We start from the raw sequence: 21,777 nt of genomic DNA, 5'->3' as shown, positions 1-21,777 counted from the left end.
ACCGGCTCAGTTCATTTAATAACAGAATCAAGCCTTAAAAAATTAAAATATCATGAAAAAGCTACTCTTTATATTCGCCCTTTTCTTTTCTTTTTTAAATGTAAATGCGCAGAAAGAAAAACTCGACCAGTTATTCGAAAAATACCAGGAAACAGAAGGCGTAACTTCGATAAAGATCGCCAAACCGATGTTCAGCATGCTGAATAAACTCAACATCAATGATTCGGAACTCGATCAGATCAAACCGATCTTAAGCAAGATCAACGGCATTAAAATTCTGATCGTAGAAAAACCTGAGGCTGCTGCGACACCCGGTTCTGAAACGAAAATGACGCCGCTGAGCTTTAAGAATTTACAGTCGGATATCGCTGCTTCGATCAAAAACATGAAATACGAGGAACTGATCACAGTGAACAGCAAAGACAACAAAATCAAGTTCCTGTCCACCGATGCGAGCAACGGAATCCTCGACGACCTGCTTTTAAACATCAGTTCAGGCGACAACACCGTACTGATGATGCTCGATGGAAAGATTTCAATGGATGACGTGAATAAAATGGTGTCGGAAGCCCAAAATGCAGGTTCCAAATCGAGTGCAGCGCCTGAAAAATCAGCTTCAGCTTCAGCTTCACAGGTTCGCAACGTCGGAAAATTCACTGGGATCAGTGCCTCAAGTGGCGTGAAAGTGAATTTCACGCAGGGTAATAACCAAAGTGTAACGGTTGATGCCGACGCTGACCTGCAGCAGTACGTGGTGACCGAAGTGAAAAACGGCATCCTGCACATCGGTATCGACAACCGGAATAACCGCAAACTTAATTTTAAAAAGTTGCTCGTCACCGTGGAAGCGCCCAGGCTCAGCAGCGTGGGGGTAAGCTCCGGCGCCACTGTCATGACCGTCAACACCGTGCGGGAAGACAGTTTTGTAGCCGACGTATCCTCGGGAGCGAGCCTGAATGCCGATGTGAGTGCCCGGAAATCGGGTGTGCTGAAACTTACCTCGGGTGCCAGCGCAAGATTGGGCATCGACACTGAAAATTTCACCTTCAGCGGCACCAGCGGATCCAGCGCGACCGTTACAGGCAAAGCCAACACGGCCAATTTTGACCTGACAAGCGCGGCGAGCTGCAACGCGCAGGACCTGATTACTTCTTCAGCGGCAGTGACGGCTTCATCCGGCTCCAGCCTGAAAGTGCACACTACCGGTTCACTGCGTGGCGAGGCGGGTTCAGGTGCATCGGTCCGCTATAAGGGTGCACCAAAAGCAGTTTCGGATATCAAAACTTCAAGCGGCGGCAGCATCCGCGCCATGTAGCCGATGGCTCCCTGCTTCCTGCCTCCCGCCTCCAGCTCCCAGCTCCCAGCTCCCTGCCTCCTGCCTTCTGCCTAACCCATTAACTCCTACATCATGAAAAAACGATCTCTCCTATTCCTGGGCTTTACGCTTCTCATCCTGCAGTCGTGCATCGTCTCCAGTTCCCCGAAAATGGGCTTTTTCGACAATCCCTACCATGATTACAGCGACGCGAAATTCACCAGCGTGAACGTGCCGATGTTTCTTGCCAAACCCATGGTAAAAAAAGCCCTGCGCGAAGAACCCGACAGTGAAGCACTGAGCGCCCTCGTGAAAAAAATATCGGATATAAAAGTGATGACCGTGGAAAACGGAAATCCCCAAATGCTTGGTGACCTCACGAAATACCTTACCCGGAACAATTTCACCGAATGGATGAGCGTAAAGAAGGAGACCGAAACCATCGATTTCCGCGCGAAACAGAACGGTGACACCATCCGCAAGTTACTGATCACGGTGAAATCACGTAACGAACTGGTTTTCGTAGATGTATCGGGCAGATTCACCGCGGATGACATTTCGGAAATCATTAATTATTCCCAGAAAAAGGACGTCAAAAAACTGGTTTCAAACTAAACGTTTAAGTACCGTTTCACCAAATTGCGTCCATTTCCGCTCGCCGCGGCGGCTTTCAGTTGGATCTCTCCTACAGGCCGACTTAAAAAGTTTGACCAGCGTTTTCAGAAAAGGCACCCTGTTTGCATAAGCACCTGAAAATGACGGTTATGAAAAGCAAAGTACTCATCCTCGATAATAAAATATACTCACTTTCCGGGATCTCAAATTTCCTGAAACAGAAAAAATACGAAATCGTAAAACCCAGTGAAACCGAAAGCGCCTTCAATATATGTTCAAGTGCGGACCTGAAGGCGGTGATCGTGGACCTGCGGTTATTCGGTGCGAAATCTAATGTTTTCCTGCAGAACCTCAAAGACAATGTGCTGCCGGAAGATGTGAAACTGATTACTATCTCTGATACCATCTCGCCCCGGAAAGTCTTTGATGACCTGAGGATGTGTTGAGGAGTTGGAGAGATTGAGTTTTTGAGTATTTGAATTTTCAAATTTTCAAATTTTCAAATTTTTCAAATTACCTCATTTTTACATTTTCAAAATTCAAATTTAGCTTCCACGCAATTTTGTTTAATTTAAATATATCAAGCCATGGGAATTAAGCCAGGACCTAAAAGGATTGCCGAATCGACCGGCAAACCGGACAGACGTCAGCGCGACAATAAGGAAGCGCCTAAAAACGACCCTACATTAAAACCACACAAACACAAAAAAGGCGATTAAAAACCGCCTTTTTTTATGCCGAAACGCTCGACCATAATCCTGGGGAACTGTCTTGTGCGCCAGAAAGCATCAAATCCGGGAGATCCGTGGAATCTGTGCTCAATACTATTCAGCGTAATCTGCGGTATCAGCGGGAATACCTAAAGCATTCAAATACAAAAAAAGCGAAACCGAAATATTCTGCAGACTTCGCAAATTCCAGCGATCGCAACCTAAATCCATAAAACCCACCGGGAAACTCGCACAGCCTCACCCCAAAATGTTATTTTGAAAATCGGTAAATTGCGGCGCAAAATCAGAGCCTGCACCCTATGAATCAAGACAAGCAATCCACGTATCAGATCTCTTCCAAACAGTCGGTTTTCGACCTGAACCTGCGTGAGGTTTGGCAGTACCGCGATTTGCTGCTGATGCTCGTCAAGCGCGATTTCATTACCTTTTACAAACAGACCATCCTGGGCCCGCTCTGGTTCGTGGTGCAGCCACTGCTCACCACCGCGATATACGTGGTACTGTTCGGCAACATCGCGAAACTGTCCACCGACGGCACGCCACAGATTTTATTCTACCTGTCGGGTATCACGGTGTGGAACTACTTTTCCGAGAGCCTTACCAAGACCTCCACGGTCTTCACCGCCAATGCCGGAATGTTTGGCAAAGTCTATTTTCCCCGACTGATCATGCCGCTTTCCATCGTCGCTTCGTCTTTGATGAAATTTGCCGTGCAGTTTGGCATTTTCATTCTGATCCTGCTCTATTACGTATTCTTTACAGAGACTATAGCGCCGAACGCCTGGGTACTGATCACGCCATTTCTAATCCTGCTGATGGCGATGTTTGCGCTGGGCGTGGGCATGATCTTCTCGTCGCTGACGACCAAATACAAAGACCTGAGTTTCCTGCTGTCATTTGGGGTGCAGCTGTTCATGTACATCACACCGGTCGTCTATCCGGTTTCGGCGTTACCTGAGAAATACCGTTTCCTGCTCTATTTCAATCCGCTTTCCCCTATTTTCGAATGTTTCCGCTACGCTTTTCTGGGCTCCGGCAGTTTTGACCTGTTCAACCTGCTGTGGAGTGCCGTGTTCATTCTGGTCATCCTGGTGGTGGGTACAGTGATCTTCAATAAGGTGGAGAAGAGTTTTATGGATACGGTATAGGGCTAATTTGAGAATGTGTTAATTTGAAAATTTGAGAATGTGGGGATCTGAAAATGTGGAGATGTGGTGATTTAAAAACGTGGAGTGAGATTATTTGGAGTGGTGAACAGTGGTCCTCCTGATCCGCCGCGGCGGAGAAAAGACCTCGTTGGCAAAGCAAACGCACCTATCACCCATAACTTGCTGTTCATGGCGCCAGCCGCTCATACTCTTCCCTCAGCGCTTCCCACACCTTTTGCTGGCTGTACTTCTCCTCGATTTCGGCGCGCAGGTTTTTCGTGAGGGTAGCCCGCAGATTGGGGTCCCGCACGATCTCATTCATCGCAGCAAGCAGTGAGTTTTCATCTTTAACCGGTATCACGAGGCCATTTGCACGGTTCTGGACGATTTCGTTGCAGCCGTTGATATCGGTTACGATCGCCGGCATTTCCATCGCGCCTGCCTGTAAGACGACGTTGGGGAAACCTTCACGGTAACTTGGGAACACAAAAGCATCGCTGATGGCCATATAGGGCCGTACATCATCCTGAAAACCGGTGGTAATGATATTCGGATTCTTTTCGATCAGCGCCATCGTTTCTTTACGCAGCGGATTCAGATGCTGTTCCAGCGGTCCGACAAGGATTAACTTAGGAATAATGGGCAGGCGCGGTTCGGCTTGAGCGGACAGGGCATCGTCCGGTTCAGATCCTTCTCCCGTGAGCGCCGGATCAGCAATCAGCAGCTTTTCGAGCGCGCAAAACGCTTTCACAAGTTCCCGAATTCCTTTGTCGCGCACCAGCCGGCCCACAAACAGAAAGACGAAATCCCCGGGTTTGATCTGAAGGGAATCGCGGAGCGTCTGTTTGGCTTCCGCGGTCACCGAGTCGGGTGAAAAATGGAGGGTATCGATGCCGTTAACGTTACCGTTCGCCAGTACTTTAAGCGGTTTGGCGGTAACGCGGAAATTCTGCAGCTGATCTTTTACGCCCTGCCCTTCCGGGTAGATATGGGTAGCGTGCCAGCAGAGGACCCGGTCCATAGAAAGCAGTAAGTAGCGCATCGGTCCGCGCCGGTAAGGAAATATGAGACCGGTAAACGTATGGATCCGTACAGGGACGCCGGCCCACTTTCCGGCAATCATGGAGAGCAGTCCTGCTTTCGGGGTAATAGAATGGATAATGTCCGGCTTTTCTTTTCTGAAGTAGCGGTAAAGCCGGATCAGCGAAACAAGGTCCCTGAAGATTGAAATTTTCCGTTCAATACTGATCTCATGTATTTTTACACCCTCGCGCTCCGCGACTTTGTCCAAATCGAAGCCGGCGCCTGAAACGGCGGTAATATCACTGAAAGTCGCCAAAAACCGGAGCTGCCCGTTAAGCAGGATATTAAGGGACAACGGAATTGTGGCAATGCGGAAGATTTTCGTCATGTTTGGAGTGCGCGCAGCACTTGGCAAAATTAGGAAATTTAGTTTGTTTAATTAACTGTTTAAAATAATGGGTGATGGATGTTGGATGTTGGGTGATGGGTGATGGATGTAGGATTTTGGATTATGGATTTTGGATTTTGGATTTTGGAGGTTGGGTTGGATGTTGGAGGTTGGTGGTTGAGGTTGGTGGTTGAGGTTTGTGGTTGAGGTTGGGTGATGAGTGTTGGATAACGGGTGATGGGTTCGTTAGTGCGGCTGTCTTCCCGACGCAGGAGGGATCTCTACTGACCGATCTGCAGGTTATATGAGATTGACTCCGTCGAACCGCTTCGCTGGGTTTCTTCACTCCGCTCCTGAACTTCGTTCGCAGACCTTCAGTCTGTGTTCTGAATGACAAAGTTCCGTTTTGAAACCGTAGGTTCGCCGTAGCCAATGACAAAGTGTGCCGATCCGGCAGCGGTTGTCATCCCGACGAAGGAGGGATCCTTTATTTCTTTGAATGTAGGAAGGACTTTCAACAGTGGGTTTTATTATGTAGAAAAGCAAATGAACAGCTGCACTTCTAAATGGAATAGATAACAAAAAACTTCTGCGGTTGGGCAGAAGTTCTTTTGCAGGGATTGATCAGGTTATTGCGATGCTGCCGACATAGGCGGAGTTTGATACCTTAAGAGGTTCGTCACCTCTGAAAGCCATCCAGACATGCACGGTCTTACCCGACAGATTGGGTGCGAGTGAGGCCGTATAAGTGCCATCCAGCCGGGTGGCGGCATTGCTCAGGAACACGGATTTTCTTTCATCTTCTGCGTAATAAAGCAGTTGCAGCTGATCGGCTTCGCGCGCAGGATTTCCTTCCGAATTGTCGAACCAGTCCACGGTGAAGGTGTTGGCCGCTGCCGCTGTAAGTCCGACCGGAACTGCCGGCAGCAGCGGACCCTGTGAAAATTCGACTTCCGCGTAGGCAAAAGTGATTGTGAGCGTCGTAAAATTAATCTTCATCGCGTTCAGCACATTGGTCATTGCCTGTATAAAACGTGATTTCATGCCGATCGGATTACCAAACCAGCTTTGTGCATAGGTTTTATACGAGGAGACGAAGTCGTAGCTCCGTTTCATTCTCGTCTGTACCAATTCCTGCTTCGCGGTTGGCGGTGCGGTGCGTTTGCGCGGCCGTACGCGTAAAATTTCAGTTCCGGCGACATTTGCCACCACTAAACGGCCTGTTCTGCCGTTAGACCCCGATAACAGGGAGTCGCTTAATTTGCCCATAATAATGAAATTTTTTGGTTATTTGTTATTCAAAGGTAGCGTGGTGTAATCCCAAATTCTGATCAGTGTCCGAAATCATCCGAAATTTTCCTTTTTAGCTACTGAATGACCGCAATTGTTAAGATTTCATTTAGCTACTCTATATCGCGGCTATAGCGCCGGTATATGTCTGTGGTATGTTCGGCATATCTCTGTTATATCAATGTTATTAAATAAGATAAGCTCAATTCGATTTTTCGATGGTTCATAAATATTTTAAATATAGTTTATGACCTGGATCACCTATTTAACATAAAAAAACCGTTAAATCACGGGCAAGGAAAAGGCAGAATTCATTTCAGTGATCCAAATAAAACTTTTAGATTTACTCATCCAATACGGTGGGTACCAAACTAAGGTTCAGTACATTACCCGGCGTACTCCAACAGTTTTATTAACCATTTTACTTTAAACTTTTACTGTGTCCGGCCATGCGGTACCCAGACAAAAAACTCATCCATAAAAACTAAAAAATCACAACCATGGGAAAACTCTCCTTCTTCAGCGAAGTACAATTACAGGACTGGCTTACCACACTTGAAGAATGCCAGCATCAAATGCTTCATGCCGAAATTCAGCTGGACAGAACGCACCTTCTGCCCGAAACCGAAGTCTGCAAATTACTCGGCGTCACCGAACGCACGATGCGACGCTACCGCAAGAAAAAGTATCTGCGGTATATCAAACTTGACGGTAGGATCTTTTATCTTAAAATACTATTGTATATTGATCTGGTGCTGAGGAGTATGGAGGAGTGAGGGGTGTTGGATGTGGGAAGATGAGTGTTGGGTGATGGATGGTGGATGAAGTTAATGAACTAGAGTTCTTTTGAGCTGCTTTTATTTCTGTTTTTGAATTTGATCACTATCCAGAGTAAAATGCCGGGCAGAATTGCGAGAAGTGTCAGCACTTTTTTCGGGGATTCGCTGATGAAACGGGCGTTAAAGGATAGAATGCTGCTTGCGACGTAATGAACGGCTTCAATGTAACGGCGTTTACGGGATTTGGAGAGTACCATACCCTGCTTTCTGATGAATGCAAATCCTTTCGGATTGTTATAATATTGCCGGAACATATTGTTCGAAGAACCACCCTGCTGGTAATCAACCCATACAAGCACTTCATTGAGCGTAATCAGTTCATAATCCTGATCGGCCAGCAGGTACTTATATCCCAGACCTACGTATTTCTCACCTTCGAAAAGCGGATAAGGCGGGTACTGCTGCATCACTTCGGTACGGTAGACGAGTTTTTTGTCGCCCCGTCCCCCGCGCAGATAGAAATTTTCAAGGGTCGTGGTGTGGGTTGTAAAGGCGGTACCCAGCAGATTGCCATGCAGATCTGCATCGAGTCCTACCAGTCCGGCATAAAGATGTTTGTCCGTGACAGCGGACCATTTTTCGAGGATAAGCTGCACCGCATTATGAGGCATGAGGTCATCAGAATCAATGCAGGTGTTGAGTTCGGTCGTTATATTCGCGTAGGCGGTATTGTGCGCGCCGTGCATGCCCTGGTTTTCCTGGCGGATGTATTCTATCTCCACCCGATTTTCAGCCTTAAAACCCGCTACCACTTCTTCTGTATTATCTATTGATCCGTCATCGATAATCAGCCACATAAAATCATTTGAAGTCTGGTTTTTCAGGCTTTCATAGAGTCGCGGCAGCAGGTGGGCGCGGTTGTAGGTGGGGGTAAAGATGGTTAGCGTTGGCAAGGTTGAGGTTGAGGTTGAGGGTGAGGGTGAGGTTCAGGTTAAGGTTAAGGTTAAGGTTAAGGTTGATGGTTTTGGAATTACTTTACCCAGAATTACAGCGATCTACGTATTCTTTTCAAGCAGCTCAAGGTATTTATTTTGAAGTTGGACGACGTTTTCTTTAATGTCATAGCCTTTCGCTTTAATGATTTCGGAGACATCATTGCGGTTTGACAAATCGAGTTGAACAATTTTTTCAGCCCAACTGGAGGCGCTGTTTTTAAGGGAAACTACGGTGACATTTTCCGGTACCAGAATCGCTTCGGCCGGAATACCGTCGGAGATCACACACTGGATACCGGATGCCTGGGCTTCAACAAGTGAAACGGGTAAACCTTCATATAACGATGGGAACAAAAACACATCCATGGCCTGGATCAGACTCGGGATATCGTTTCGGCTTCCCAAAAGCGTCACCTGGTTTTCGAGTCCAAGCGTTTTGATCTGCGCCGTGATATCAGGCAGCAGTTCACCCTCCCCAACAAGATAAAGGTGGAAATCCGGCTGAATAATTCGCAACGCCGCTACAATTTCAAGCAGAAACCGGTGGTTTTTCTGTTTGTTGAACCTCCCTACATGGATAAGTTTCAGCTGGTTCCACTTCCCAAGATCCTTCAGCACGCGCTCGGCAAGGGAAGGCTGGTATTTGAACTGTGCAGTATCTACGGCATTGGGCATTAAAAAAGCACGTGAAGCGAGTTTTCTTCCAAACAGCCACTGCGCTGATTCCTTCCCACAGGTAAATGCATGGGTGATACTTAAGCGCATGCGTCGTTTCCAGTATTCGCGGAAAATAAATTTAAGGTCGTAATCGCGCAGGGCGGGTGCATTATGGGCATGGGCAATGATGACGGGGATGCCGCGTCTTTTGGCCTCTTCATAAATATAAACACCGAGTTCGGAATTCTGTCCGTGGATAATGTCGTAGTCTGAATGTTGATCAAAAAACTTTTTTACGGCTGTTTTATAGCTGTGGAGTTTTAACGGATTGATCGGCGGCAGGCGAAAGACCTGCCCGCCGAGCTGACGGATCTCCGCTTCATAAGCGGCTTCTTCTTCACGGTGCACGAGGAAATCAAAATGGACTTTAGACCGGTCCATGTGCCGGTAGTAGTTCATGATATTGGTTTCCGCGCCGCCGCGGTTGAGAATGGTGAAGACCTGAAGAACGCGAGCCATTGTTTAATTGTTTTTTCGGTTGATTAAACGGTAGATAAGATCCGCCATCAGCGTGACTGCGAATGCATTACGGTTTTTTGCAAAATAATAAAAAATCGGCCAAGGAAATGGCGCCTCGCGAAGACTGAAGCGGGCAATGGCATCCGAATACGTGGTGTCAGTGAGGATTAGCAGAAGATTCGCTTTTTTAAGCTTAAAGTTCAGGCCGCTGTTCATTTCATTAAACGCGAGGTTTAAAGTGGTTACCGCGATCCTGTTGTCCAGGGCTTCTTTGTAAACCGCCGGTTTCTGATGGGCAGACAGGTACGAACTGATCCATTGGTATTTATTTTTCCACTTTCCGTAAAGGTCAGGCTTATAGCTTGTGGTATAGGTAGAATGCGGAATTTTACGGTAATGGTAGTAAGGCTTGTTGATAATGCGCACCTGGGATGCGTTCTCAAAAACTTCGACATTGAAGATACCATCCTCCCAGGTACCGAAATCTTTAAGATCCCTGAACCGGACTTCTTTAATAATGCTTCTTCGGTAGATTTTTCCCCAGCAGGTAATCAGCGCATCAAATGAAGTGATGTCTTTCAGTTCTTTTCCTACCAGTCCAATGATGCGGCGCTGGATATGCGCGGCGCTGAAAACGCCTTCGATTCCTAAACTTTTTGCTGTCTGCCCTTCGCGAAAGTTCCGGTAGTAGGAAAAGCAGATGATGTCCTCGGTGTGGCTGCCGAGCGCTTTCTCCAGGGCATCAGGCTCCAGCCAGTCGTCTGCATCCACAAAGGTAATGTATTCGCCGGAGGCAACAGCGAGACCGGCATTCCGGGCGGCCGCAATCCCTTTGTTCGTTTGGGTAATAATTTGAATACGCTGGTCTCTTACTGCAAAATCCGCTAATATTTCAGGTGTTTTATCTGTAGAACCGTCATCGATGCAGAAAACCCTATAATCTTGATAGGTTTGCGCGAGTATACTGTCTAAGCACTGCGAAATGACAGCCTCAGCATTGTAGCAGGGAATGATAATCGATATCAGGTTTAAATTTCTTTGATTGTTTTCCACATCAGATTTTTAAATGAGAGAATCTCAAATAAATAAAGCACTTAATAAAACGTTGTCATTGTCTGCTTAGGTAGTAATGAAAAAGAATGTTATACATCCCTCTAAATTTAAAAAATTTGATTTCGCGCCTTAATTTCTTTAATTTCTCTTTACACTCAGATTTCCTACATTTCTTTCTAAAAGCCAACTCCTCCTTTTCTGATGCTGGCAGGCCAAACTGGGAAAACAGCTGTAGTAATTCTTTCTCATCCGCAAAAGGAAGAAACCCATCTACAGTAATTACATAATTTAATAATCGATCTGGCTTTGGCAAATTAGGTCTTCGATGGATATGTACATAAAAAAATTCCTTTTCATAAATACAGCCTTCTCTCAGTTCTGCAAGGTATAATTTAAAACCTCTCTTTACTATTAATGTCGGAAAATTAGGCAAGCCATCACCAACGGCAAAATTTTTATAGTTCATATTAACATTATGAAATATATGACTGTGAATCAAATTCTTTTTTTTTTCGATGAAAATATCGTTTATCGCTATTTCATCGAAAAGGCAGGGAATTGTAGTTGACTTTACAAAACCAAAGTTCCACCTCGGTGTTTTCATCCTGAATAAAGAATTATTCTCATCCGTATTTTTATACAAAGAAAAATGTCCTAATCTGGAAAATTTATCAAATCCTGTTTCAAAAAATTTTTCGAGAAAATGATCAATATCTCCAAATACTAAATCAATATCACAGTAGCCCCAATACTGATAGCCTTTTATTTCCGAGCTAAATACTTTTCCGTAAGTAGGTTTATAATCACATAATTTATACGGGTGTGCCAAATACACTTCCTCGCCTAAACGGCTTCTGAAGAAAAAAGTAAATTCATCAAAACTTTGATAGATTACGCGAAAATTCGCAGGAAACTGGTAGTATGAAGTATCATCTGTAATGAGCAAAAAGTCTAGAAAAGCTGAAGAACATGAATCCAAGAAAACTTGAAACCAAACTGGTATTGTACCGAAATAGGGAATGATAATTAATGCTTTGTTCATACTCAGCTTTTTAAAAACATTAAATAAGTAAACAGATAATACACCGCAATCACCACCGCAATAACCCGGTACTGGTTCGGAAAAAGCTTATAGCGCAACAGCGGATACGCAATTACCGGCGCCATCAGGAACCACGAAAGATACGCAAAACGGTTGGAAAAATTAGCACGGATCACCAGGATCCAAAAGGCGTTCGCAATCATGTATGTTCCCCAAAGGTGGATATAGAATTTGTCGGTAATATTCTTTTTAAAGATGAAATACCACCCCGCAAATACGGCAAATGAGGAATAAAACAGGAAGTCCCACCGGAAACCGCTGTAGGCGAATACATCATTGTTCACATTGCCCTTGGTGAGGTAGGTTTCTGCCCTGGTATCGCCGCCAAAACCGATGCCGCCAAACAGGTTTTCCCAGAAACCGCCGCCGATCAGTGAGAGCGGGATGGCCGCGAGCCAGATATAATAATAGAGTTTCGGATTTTTATACACACCGGCCACTGCAAAGCCGGCAATCGGGATGATCAGTGAGTTGTGAATTCCGACAGACAGTGCCATTAGCGTATACATCAGGTATTTCCTGTCGTAAAAGCACAGGGCCAGGATGAATAGCGAAGTCCCGATACCGTTGCGGATCCCGTTCGTGCCAAAGGGCCAGAACATATAGGAACCGATAAAGATAAAAAAGACATAGTACCAGTAAGAGCCACTGTATCTGCGCGAAAAAATATAACACGGCACCGTATAAAGCAAGGTACAGAGAAAGAAAAAGGAACGGTCGTTCATGATCTTCGCACAGAAAATCATGAAATAATTGAAGATGAAGTCACCTTTTACGTCTGCTTTCTCCCCGCCCGTCAGCAGTTTATAGGATTTAGAGTACGTAAGCATATCGCCGAATACCCAACTTACCGGTCGCGTACCCATATAGAGGATAATAAACACCAGCAGGAAAAAACCCATACCCCGTGCGAAGTTTTTGGTACCCGTACTGAATAACTCCGCGCTATAGCCATGAAGCAATGTGATCAACATCATGAAAAGCATCACATGGTAGTAGATGCCTGTATAGCTGCTTGTGGGGATCCAGTCGAACAAATGGGTGAGATTGAGGTTGAGGTTGAGGTTGAGGCTAAGGTTGAGGCTGGGCGTTTGTTAATTGTTTTTCTGCTGGGTGACAAGCTGTTCAAAAAGGGTCCGCCATTGCGACATGACTTTATTGGTATGAAAACGCTGCACGTTTTCGCGGCCTTTGTCCCCCACTTTCCGTCTTAAATTTTCGTCGGTCATCAACTTTTCTAATTTCTGTGTAAAAATATCCAAATTTTTATAAGGCACAACATAGCCGTCCTCACCGTCAGTGATGATATGCCGCGGACCGGTGGGTGCGTCGTACGAAACAACCGGCAGACCTGCGGACAGTGATTCGAGCAGCACCATGGGAAAACATTCGGTTTCAGAGGTCATGGCATAAATGCTGTACTTCTGCATTTCATGTTGAAGGTTAGACGTAACACCCATAAAATGGACTTGCTTTCCGAGTCCTAGACTTTCGATTTGCGCCTGCAGCTTATCCTGCGTCCCCACATAATCTTCGCCCCAGAAATGAAGTTCCCAGTCGGGAAACTGCGCATTCAGCCTGGAAAAAGCTTCGATAAGATTGGCGAAGTTTTTTACCGGTGAGATCCGACCTGCCGCAAGAATCCGCCTGTTTTTAAGGCCTGCACGGACTTCTGTGATTTCTGCCGGATTGGGAATCACCGAAATGTGGCCTGAACGATAAAACGGCACCTCGTCCGGGTTCAGGACCACGAGGCGCGTGTACTTTTTCTCAACCCATGAGCTTAGTTTATCCAGCAATTTTGCTTTTCCTCTCGAGGGTGATTGAAATCCAAAGTAGCGCGACGAATGAAACTCTTTGATCACCGGGCTCTTGCCGCACACAAAAGGCAGGAAATAAAAGTCCGGTCCCAAGCTGCAGCTGACGATCACATCGGGCTGCACCTGCCGGATGGTATTCCGCAGTGCCGAAATATGAGCGGGCATTTTCATCAGGTTGGTAAGATTGAAATAGCTTTTGCCAATCTCATAATTGATATTTAAATCCCTCATCCTGACTTTAGCACTGAGTTCATACACCGGTGCCCGGCCCTGCTGTTGGTAAGTCAGCACGGTCACTTCATCGCCAGCGGTATCCGCCAGATAATTGACCTTCTGCATCAGCACTTTTTCAATGCCGCCGTGCAGGTAGAGCTGGTCGGTGAGGTAGAGGATTTTCAAAATATTGAGGCTGAGGTTGAGGTTAAGGTTGAGGTTAAGGTTAAGGTTGAGGTTGAGGTTGAGGTTGAGGTTGAGGTTAAGAAAGCAGGGATTTAAAAAGCCGATCCCACTGGCTGGCAATTTTTTCCGGGAGATACTTTTTAGAATTTTCTCTAGCAGCAGAACCCAATTTTTGTCGGAGATCCGCATTCTGCATCAGCTGGCTTAATTTTTCGGCAAAGGACTCGATATGGCCGTTCTCAATCAGAAAGCCGTCATGTCCATCGGAAATGAGGTCGCCCGGACCGTGCGGACAGTCGAAACTCACGACCGGCAACCCGCAGCTCATCGCCTCGATGAGGACCATGCCGAAACCTTCAAATCGTGACGGCAGTACGTACACTGAACTTTCCAGGTATTTGTCATGTATGTTTTTCACCGGCGGGTAGTGATAGATGTTCTTTTCTTTAAGTTTTACCGTGTCAAGAAAACTTCCGTCGCTTTTGCCATACAGTTCGAGCTTCCAGTCAGGATACTTTTTCCAAATCTCATTCCATATCTCAACCAACAAATCCTGTCCTTTCTGATAGGAGATTTTACCCACACAGATTACCGTTTTCAACTGTCGCGATGAAGCCGGTTCAGAGCTGAAAGGCAGTGGATTGGGAATGACTTCAAGATTGTTGAGCGACTTCCATTCTTTTTTGTTGCCCTCTGTTAAGACAATGAATTTTGAAAAATCTGCGGCCATTTTCTCCATCAGTACCCACTTACTTCTGGTGACCATATTTTGGAAGAAACCTTGCGCGGCACCGGCTTCGATTTGTTTCGACACATGACGCTCATAAATGACCGGAACCTTAGTTTTGAGAATACGCGGTAGGAAAAAACCTTTCAAACCGTCATCACAGACCGATATGATGTCCGGCTGTATCTGCTCGACGGTGCGCCGCAAACCGTGCACGTAAGCCTTTAAATAGACATAGGCGTTTCCTGAAACCTCGAAATCATGGCGGATAATCTTAGGTGAGAAGTCAAAAAAAGTGTCCTCACCTTTTTCATTTAAACTGATGATATGCACTTCATACCCAAAATCCTCCACCAACATCGACGCTTTTACCGACAGCACCCTTTCGAGTCCGCCGGAGCCGGTAATGCCGTTCGTGATGTAGAGAATTCTCAATGAATCTTTGTTTAGGAATTATTACAACTTTTTATTAAACTGTACCAACCTGCGCAGTGCGACTACCACTCCCGTGGGAAAGGCAAAAAAAGTGAGTAATTTATCATTGCTCTTGGTTAAGTAAAAGATATTTTTCCCTAATATACAGTAACAAACCATTAGATAAGCACTTACATATCTGTCTGTAAATGCTTGTAGGTATTTTAATTTATGATTAAACAGCATTGCATAACCCATAGGATTATTTTTAATTAAATCAAAAGCGTTTACGGTAAGTCCATCATTCAGATACTCGGATATTATCCCAACTTTATTATACCACCTCACCTTATATCCATGCAAAGCCATCTCATTTAAAACAATTTCTTCAGGCGAAAATAACTCTCCCTCCCAAACGGTAAAAGGAAATTTCCTTAAAATTTCAACTTTGTATAATTCATTGCAGTCAAAATTTAATCCATAGTTTTTCCGTTCTAAATTGGTGGCATCGATATAACTGCGGTTTAAAAACAAAGGAATACCCAAAGGAATACCCATTTTTTGCCCTCTCATAATACCAATCCCGACGAATTCTTTTAACGCATCAATCTCTTTTATTTTGGCGGAAAGGAAGTCTATTGCATCATCTGTTAAGAAATCGTCGCTATCAACAATAATAATATATGGACTTTGTACTAATTCGATTGCCTTATTTATCGCCCGGGGTTTACCACTATTTTGGGTTTTATGATACCTAATGGTAAACTGTGTGGTTTTTTCAGACCATTCTTTCACCAACTTTTCCGTATTATCTGTGGAACCGTCATCAATAATTAGCCATTCAAAGTTAAAGCTATTTTGTCTTAGTAATGAATCATAGAGGTAGTGTAATATGTAAGCTCTGTTGTAAGTTGGAGTAAAAACAGTGATTATCATTATTAATTCATATTAAAATTCGGCACTACAAATCAATAAAGAATCTACATATTAGTGGGCGCTATTGTCTTTAAGTTTTGAGATAGTCTCGATTAACTTTCTAGATACCATATATCCTACTGCTGCTTTATGCTTAAATAAGTAGAGAACCATTTTTAACGCAAAAGGCTGTTTATCATACCTTAAATTATGAAAGGCCGCAACTAAAGCATCATCATTAAATACTTTTCGTAAAAATATAACTTTATTTCTATTTTTTATTCTACGGTCCCGAGATATAGCACCACTTACAAAAAGCGCAGAATGGATAAGCTGCCACTGCACTTGGTTGCTGAAATCGTAGTCTTTATTTTCGTGAACCAATGATTTCAGTTTACTGTTTAAATTCAATAAATTATTCCACCAATCTGCCTGATATATTTTGGATCTTGAGGCATCATACTGGCGGTAATGATAGTGAAAATTATCTTTAAGATAGTAAAATGAATTAGCAGAGATAATTATCTCTGCCATAAAAAGATAATCTTCGGCATACTTTAAACTAACATCGAAAGTGATTTTATTAAATAACAATAACTCTTTTTTAAACAGACAGTTCCACGTAGCAACAATAGGTAATCGGCCTAAATCCGCAGTAACCAATAAATTCGGATAAAGTTCTTTTATAATATCCTTTTTTTTATACTTACCTCCTCTGATATTGGCAGTGATATTTTCACTTTCCCCAGTCTTTTCTAGTATGAAATCGCACATCACCACGTCCAGACCCTCGGTTTCCTGTAAGACTTGAGCCATGCATTGGTACATATCGGCTTCTAACCAATCGTCGCTATCCACAAAAGTTAGGTATTCTCCTGTTGCTAGTTCAATACCAGCATTTCTGGCGGAAGACACTCCACTGTTTTCTTGATGGATAACCCTTATTCTGCCATCGCTCATAGCAAATTCGTCACAAATATGGCCTGACAGGTCTGTTGAGCCATCATCAACCAAGATAATTTCCAGGTTGCTATAAGTTTGATTAATAACCGACGTGAGACATTGTGGTAAAAAGCTTTCGACGTTAAAGACCGGTATAATAACAGAAATTTTAATCGGATAATTCATTTTAATTATTATATATCCACAAACAGATCACTCAGTTCAGTGACCGGTTTTTTAGTTACAGTCACATACACATCTCCTTCGCCGGCAAAAAATAGGATTTCGTTTTCAACGTTCAATATGGAGGAAATATACCGATAACCGGGCAATCGGCCGCGTGCTCCCTTCCCTGAAAAAATTGGTATAGAGGTTATCTTTACGGGGAAAAAAGTCGTATTGTCAATCAGTACAGCCCAATGATAATAACACCTTCCCACGCTTGTGTATTTTATCTGGTGTATAACCATTAACCAGTGTGCATCATCGAAATCGATAGGATTCGTACTGTAAGAAACCATCGTGCCGAATCCTCCCGGATCCTTTAGCTTACCCCCAAACTGGCGGTTGATGATGGTCTTAAAAACAAATTGACCTTCAACTTCTAAAGCCAGCACTTTATATGGGTTAACAGAATAGAATAACAAAAGTTCCTCGCCATGTTCTCTGTACATCCAGTTCTTTTCAAATTTCTCCGTTGGGAAGTCAACTTTTGGTAATGCACAAAAGCGAAATGATTTTTCTGTTTCATCGAAGCAGGACAGGGCGGATTGTACCGCTTCCTGATAAATAAAACCATCTGTTTTCCCTTTAATTATAAGACTATGATTAACCATGCTCATGCCTTTCCAGCGAAATAACCGGAAATCCTCTATCGCGTAACTCTCATCATTTGGAAATTCTGTAGTCCGCGTTATAACGAATTCTTCTGTAATTTTTAATGATTGACACTCTAATATAAATCCGACAGGAGCCCCCTGCAAGTAATATTGCCTGTATTTGCCGCGGGCCTTAAACCAGGGAACTACCTGTGATCTTGCGAGAAGAAAAATTCTCCTATTGTCTAACACAAGTGCTCCAGGATTAAACACTCCACCGGCATACGACAGGGTGCCAGGTTTTGCGAGTACTTTGGAATTCATTTTATTCTGAATATAAGCAGGAAATCGTGTCAGTGTCCCTATAATAAAAGGTAAATATGCATTCGCTAAATCATAAAGCCACAATAACTTTCTTTTAAAATGCGGATATTGATTTATGACTTTACGGAATGTGGTCGAACTTTCTTTTGTCATGCCGTTACATTTTGCAGTCTCGCAGACTTTCTCTCCATGTATTTTCGCAGAGACCTATATCTGGTAGGTGACCATAAAAAGAGGTAAAACCATACGACATCTTTCCAATGCCAGTTTTTAATTTCATCCCGATTATTATATTTTTTAATTTTAGATAATATAGTTTTCTGATGGAAACCCTCCGGATCAACATTAGGATGCAGCTGTAATTGAATGTAATTCTCCATGAGTAGAAAGCAGTAAGTCTTTCGGACGTCCTTTACAAGATTTGGGAACTTCTCTTCTAAATATTCAATTTTTTCTTCATAAGCATGCAAACTATCCAGACGCTTTAGGGAATATGTGCTGGCCATAATACTATGTTCACGCTGACGATAAAAGTATAATTCTTCATCTATTTTAACTGTTTTACTTGCTTCGCCAAAAATCCTGTATGTCCAGAACACATCTTCATTGATTCGATTGAGAGGGAAGAGCCTTCCACGGAGTAATGCTGTCTTGTAAAGCTTATTCCACACCATGACATGAAAAGGTCCCTTGAAGAGTGCTTCCATTATTATTTCCCCTTCCAATATTTGAAAGCTATTCTTTAATTCGTCGCTACAAGAGATGAGTTCAGTTTCATGTATGAATTTCTTAAATTCACACTCTGCGATATCGGCATTGTATGTGACAAGTGCTTCTAATAGTTTTTGAAAAAATTGCTGCGAAAGTACATCGTCACTATCCACAAACGATATCAGTTCGCCTGTGGCTGCATTTATTCCTGCATTCCGTGCATCGGACAAGCCTCCATTTTCTTTGTGAATAACTTTTATACGATTGTCTTTTGCAGCATATTCATCACAAATTCGTGGGCATGAATCCGTAGAGCCATCATTAACCAAAATTATTTCTAGTTTACTGTACGTCTGATTGACTACGCTGTCAAGACACCGAGCTAGGAATGGTGCAACATTATAAACAGGAATGATGATGCTGATGAGATTATTTCCTGCCATTCTAAAAAGTTCTTTGCAACTTAGCAACAACCCGCCCTTTAATTTCATAATACTGCTTTCCGAATCGATCTGAAGCCATAATAAGTTTATCCAATACAGTATCCTCTTTCGGCATTTTCTTATCTGTCGCTTCTTTATAAAGACTATCAATTCTTTGGGTATGAAAGTCATCTATACCATAAAGACGGCTGTACCATGAGTGAACTAAAAAGGGACTTCCCTCGTGGTCCAACACTACATTCGAATGGCCATCTTGATGTTCATTTGCATCCAAAAATAGTGTCTTATAATTTGTATTCAACCATAGGAAAAAAGGTACATAAGGTTCATAAAAATCGTACTCATACTTTGACCGCAATAAGTGCGATGGGCAATGTCTCTCAAAATCTTGTTGGTGTGTGCTGTAAAACCTCATAACATGTTCTAAATCAAATTCTTTTTTAAGTTCTGAAACGTTGATGATGTTAAAAAAAGGATTTGTTACAATAGGATTATGTTTTCTGATCTTCATCACACCTCCGTCAGGTACACCGCAATTCACATAATTATTTTCAATACATAGATTGATTAAATTTTGGAGTCTTGAGTTATCGGTTACAAAGGCGTCCTCATCAACATTTACTACAAAATCTGCTTTACTCTTTAAAATCCTGTCATAAAAATAGCCGTCTGCCGTAGTAAAGCGGCAGCGATTTCGTTTATATGGCAACTTAATCGTATCTTGGCTTAGCTGATACAGTTTCCAGTTCATTGAACGTGTAAAAATTTCTACTCTCACCTTTTTAGCGTTTTAAACAGTCCTAATTTTCTAAGCATCTTAAAGATTACAGAGGTATTATAACCATCTATTTCCTTTTGTAGCGCCATTTGTTTTCTGCCGGTTAAAGCTTTATCTATAAAAAGATTTTCAATATTTACATTTCTTCTGCGCGCAGCATCTATTATGGTAACCCACAACCAATAATAGGCTTTATCTTCATTCTGAGTGGTAGAAATACCTCTGTCATGAATCCTGTATTTGTATAAAGGTTTGTCTACATATAAACAGGGACCTACCTCATAGAGTTTAAGAACCAAATCCCGGTCTACAGCCCGTTTCAAGTCACTACTGATCCCGAAAGTCTTGTCATAAACGCTTTTTTTATACGATAGAAATGCAAACAGTTTCCCTTCCAGATCAAAAAAATAAGGGTCACCGTTTGTGACCTGTTCCGATTTTACTTCATGTTCGATATTGAGAAATTCATCACACAAATAAGGCCGTGAGTAGATAGCAGCGGCCTCCGGATATTTCGCATGTTCGTCAACCATTACGTTCAGCGCTTCCTTCGTAATCGCATCATCCGGATCTAAAAATGCACAGATTTCACCTGCAGCCAGTTCGGTGCAGCGCCGTTTGGTGAACCCGCAACCTTCGTTCTTTTCGTTAAACTCGAGTTTAAAACGCGGATCCTCTCCAATCATGTTTTTCATTACCGCGACAGAGTCGTCAGTAGAGCCATCATCCACAATGACCACCTCCCAGTTATCGTAGGTTTGTGCGATAATGCTGTCAAAGCAATCCCTAAAGTATTTCCCGTTGTTGTACTGGGCGATTAAAATGGAGAAAAGAGGTTGTGTCATTATATTTAAAAAAGTTATAATTATTTTATTCCAGACGTAGCAAAATTCGGTAATTTATACTTCGTACTAGTCTGGACAGCCAATCTCCTTTTGAGAACGTTAGCAAGTAATTTCTTACCAGAAAATAATATAACCCAGAAATTTTATTAGTTTTCTTTACATTTCGTAACAGCTCCATATTCTCTGAGACTGTACAGAACTTAATGAATGAATGATTATTAGATTTGTAATAATCTGAAAATTGGGTTTTACCATTTTCATTATCCAGGATACGGTCCAGATACTGATTAAAAATTTTAATCCTGTCCTGGAACATGACCCCATTTTCAGTTTTAGCCACTGCTGTGCTTTTACTGTGAAGACGGTAAAGCACCGTTAATTTAATCATTGAAGCAAACCTAAGTTGATTAGCGGTACATTTCAACCAAAAGGGATAGTCTTCCGCGAGTTTAAATGCTTCATCATAGTAATTCAAATCTAAATAAACTTTTTTGTCAATGAATAAAGTGGGTGCAACACCCTCCATCTTGCCAAATATAATTTCGATAAACTGCTGACCAGCATCTAAATCGAGGAAACTCTGGGATAACTGTACGGGCTCTAAAAATTCCCTCTTTCCATTTTCATCCACAAACGGTTGCATCGCCGAGAACAGAATTTTAGTTTCCGCATTTCTCTGCATATATTCCAGATTATCTCTAACACAGTTTTCTAAAAGAATATCGTCAGCGGCAATCAATTTAATCCATTTTCCTTTTGCGGATTTAACCGCTCTATTACAATTCGCAGGAATTCCTGTGTTTTTAGGAACGGTTATGAGTTCTGTGCTATGGAAACAAGCCCCATTGTTTTTCAGCCATTGATCGCAAAGTTCTACGGTATGATCCTCCGAACCATCATCTGAAATAATGAGCTCAATATATTCATAGCTCTGTCTCTTTGCGCTTTCAAGCGTTTCTAAAACAAATTCTGAAGAATTATATGAGATTACACAAATTGAAACTAATGTTTTATTTTCCATTCATT

General features: G+C 43.1%; 23 protein-coding genes. 6 read left to right on the top strand and 17 right to left on the bottom strand.

The features are described from left to right. Window positions 1-52: 52 nt before the first annotated feature. The 5 genes from QEP06_RS09005 to QEP06_RS08985 all read left to right on the top strand — a co-directional run bounded on the left by QEP06_RS09005 (window position 53) and on the right by QEP06_RS08985 (window position 3,809). Window positions 53-1,315 carry a DUF4252 domain-containing protein gene (locus QEP06_RS09005; protein WP_285269958.1) on the top strand — a complete coding sequence of 421 codons (1,263 nt, stop codon included), beginning with the start codon at window positions 53-55 and terminating at the stop codon, window positions 1,313-1,315. 93 nt (window positions 1,316-1,408) lie between these two features. Continuing rightward, the gene (locus QEP06_RS09000) at window positions 1,409-1,930 is read left to right on the top strand and encodes a DUF4252 domain-containing protein (RefSeq protein ID WP_285269957.1); all 522 of its coding nucleotides are present in this window, start codon (window positions 1,409-1,411) and stop codon (window positions 1,928-1,930) included. 149 nt (window positions 1,931-2,079) lie between these two features. Continuing rightward, window positions 2,080-2,376, top strand: a complete 297-nt coding sequence (locus QEP06_RS08995; protein WP_285269956.1) for a hypothetical protein — start codon at window positions 2,080-2,082, stop codon at window positions 2,374-2,376. Between the two features lie 141 nt (window positions 2,377-2,517). Then, on the top strand, window positions 2,518-2,649 hold the full coding sequence (locus QEP06_RS08990; protein ID WP_285269955.1) for a hypothetical protein: 132 nt from the start codon (window positions 2,518-2,520) through the stop codon (window positions 2,647-2,649). A gap of 311 nt (window positions 2,650-2,960) precedes the next feature. Next, window positions 2,961-3,809, top strand: coding sequence for an ABC transporter permease (locus tag QEP06_RS08985; RefSeq protein WP_285269954.1), 849 nt, complete (start codon window positions 2,961-2,963; stop codon window positions 3,807-3,809). A 187-nt stretch (window positions 3,810-3,996) separates the two neighbouring features. Here the strand turns inward: QEP06_RS08985 and QEP06_RS08980 are convergent, their stop codons facing one another. The 3 genes from QEP06_RS08980 to QEP06_RS08970 form a co-directional block, all read right to left on the bottom strand. Continuing rightward, window positions 3,997-5,220, bottom strand: a complete 1,224-nt coding sequence (locus tag QEP06_RS08980) for a glycosyltransferase family 4 protein (protein WP_285269953.1) — start codon at window positions 5,218-5,220, stop codon at window positions 3,997-3,999. Window positions 5,221-5,594: 374 nt separating this feature from the next. Beyond that, window positions 5,595-5,738, bottom strand: a complete 144-nt coding sequence (locus QEP06_RS08975) for a hypothetical protein (protein WP_285269952.1) — start codon at window positions 5,736-5,738, stop codon at window positions 5,595-5,597. A 106-nt stretch (window positions 5,739-5,844) separates the two neighbouring features. Beyond that, window positions 5,845-6,489, bottom strand: a complete 645-nt coding sequence (locus tag QEP06_RS08970; protein WP_285269951.1) for a DUF6266 family protein — start codon at window positions 6,487-6,489, stop codon at window positions 5,845-5,847. Window positions 6,490-7,010: 521 nt separating this feature from the next. On the opposite strand from QEP06_RS08970, the gene QEP06_RS08965 reads away from it, so the two are divergent. Continuing rightward, window positions 7,011-7,286 carry a helix-turn-helix domain-containing protein gene (locus QEP06_RS08965; RefSeq protein WP_285269950.1) on the top strand — a complete coding sequence of 92 codons (276 nt, stop codon included), beginning with the start codon at window positions 7,011-7,013 and terminating at the stop codon, window positions 7,284-7,286. A gap of 59 nt (window positions 7,287-7,345) precedes the next feature. On the opposite strand, the gene QEP06_RS08960 is transcribed toward QEP06_RS08965, so the two are convergent. The 14 genes from QEP06_RS08960 to QEP06_RS08895 form a co-directional block, all read right to left on the bottom strand. Continuing rightward, window positions 7,346-8,242 (bottom strand): glycosyltransferase family 2 protein, encoded by an 897-nt coding sequence (locus QEP06_RS08960; RefSeq protein WP_285269949.1) that lies wholly within the window; start codon window positions 8,240-8,242, stop codon window positions 7,346-7,348. 102 nt (window positions 8,243-8,344) lie between these two features. Beyond that, window positions 8,345-9,460, bottom strand: coding sequence for a glycosyltransferase family 1 protein (locus QEP06_RS08955; protein ID WP_285269948.1), 1,116 nt, complete (start codon window positions 9,458-9,460; stop codon window positions 8,345-8,347). Between the two features lie 3 nt (window positions 9,461-9,463). Then, on the bottom strand, window positions 9,464-10,513 hold the full coding sequence (locus QEP06_RS08950) for a glycosyltransferase family 2 protein (protein WP_285269947.1): 1,050 nt from the start codon (window positions 10,511-10,513) through the stop codon (window positions 9,464-9,466). Between the two features lie 55 nt (window positions 10,514-10,568). After that, window positions 10,569-11,555 (bottom strand): DUF6625 family protein, encoded by a 987-nt coding sequence (locus tag QEP06_RS08945; RefSeq protein WP_285269946.1) that lies wholly within the window; start codon window positions 11,553-11,555, stop codon window positions 10,569-10,571. Between the two features lie 2 nt (window positions 11,556-11,557). Then, on the bottom strand, window positions 11,558-12,652 hold the full coding sequence (locus QEP06_RS08940) for an EpsG family protein (protein WP_285269945.1): 1,095 nt from the start codon (window positions 12,650-12,652) through the stop codon (window positions 11,558-11,560). A 57-nt stretch (window positions 12,653-12,709) separates the two neighbouring features. Then, window positions 12,710-13,954 carry a glycosyltransferase family 4 protein gene (locus QEP06_RS08935; protein ID WP_285269944.1) on the bottom strand — a complete coding sequence of 415 codons (1,245 nt, stop codon included), beginning with the start codon at window positions 13,952-13,954 and terminating at the stop codon, window positions 12,710-12,712. Beyond that, entirely contained in the window at window positions 13,911-14,996 is a 1,086-nt protein-coding gene (locus QEP06_RS08930; protein ID WP_285269943.1) for a glycosyltransferase family 4 protein, read from the bottom strand. The genes QEP06_RS08935 and QEP06_RS08930 overlap by 44 nt, the downstream gene beginning before the upstream one ends. A gap of 21 nt (window positions 14,997-15,017) precedes the next feature. Further along, entirely contained in the window at window positions 15,018-15,911 is an 894-nt protein-coding gene (locus tag QEP06_RS08925) for a glycosyltransferase family 2 protein (RefSeq protein ID WP_285269942.1), read from the bottom strand. 51 nt (window positions 15,912-15,962) lie between these two features. Next, window positions 15,963-17,018, bottom strand: coding sequence for a glycosyltransferase (locus QEP06_RS08920; protein ID WP_285269941.1), 1,056 nt, complete (start codon window positions 17,016-17,018; stop codon window positions 15,963-15,965). A gap of 8 nt (window positions 17,019-17,026) precedes the next feature. Further along, window positions 17,027-18,127, bottom strand: a complete 1,101-nt coding sequence (locus QEP06_RS08915; RefSeq protein WP_285269940.1) for a hypothetical protein — start codon at window positions 18,125-18,127, stop codon at window positions 17,027-17,029. Continuing rightward, a complete protein-coding gene (locus tag QEP06_RS08910; protein WP_285269939.1) occupies window positions 18,124-19,128 on the bottom strand; it encodes a glycosyltransferase family 2 protein in 1,005 nt (334 codons plus the stop codon). Before QEP06_RS08910 ends, QEP06_RS08915 begins: the two co-directional genes overlap by 4 nt. A gap of 1 nt (window position 19,129) precedes the next feature. Then, window positions 19,130-19,879 (bottom strand): hypothetical protein, encoded by a 750-nt coding sequence (locus tag QEP06_RS08905; RefSeq protein ID WP_285269938.1) that lies wholly within the window; start codon window positions 19,877-19,879, stop codon window positions 19,130-19,132. A 23-nt stretch (window positions 19,880-19,902) separates the two neighbouring features. After that, a complete protein-coding gene (locus QEP06_RS08900; protein WP_285269937.1) occupies window positions 19,903-20,751 on the bottom strand; it encodes a glycosyltransferase in 849 nt (282 codons plus the stop codon). A gap of 25 nt (window positions 20,752-20,776) precedes the next feature. Beyond that, window positions 20,777-21,772 (bottom strand): glycosyltransferase, encoded by a 996-nt coding sequence (locus tag QEP06_RS08895; RefSeq protein ID WP_285269936.1) that lies wholly within the window; start codon window positions 21,770-21,772, stop codon window positions 20,777-20,779. Window positions 21,773-21,777 lie beyond the last annotated feature (5 nt).

Origin of the sequence: Kaistella rhinocerotis (genome assembly GCF_030243905.1) — a bacterium.
GTDB lineage: Bacteria > Bacteroidota > Bacteroidia > Flavobacteriales > Weeksellaceae > Kaistella > Kaistella rhinocerotis.
This window is presented reverse-complemented; position numbering and strand designations above follow the sequence as displayed.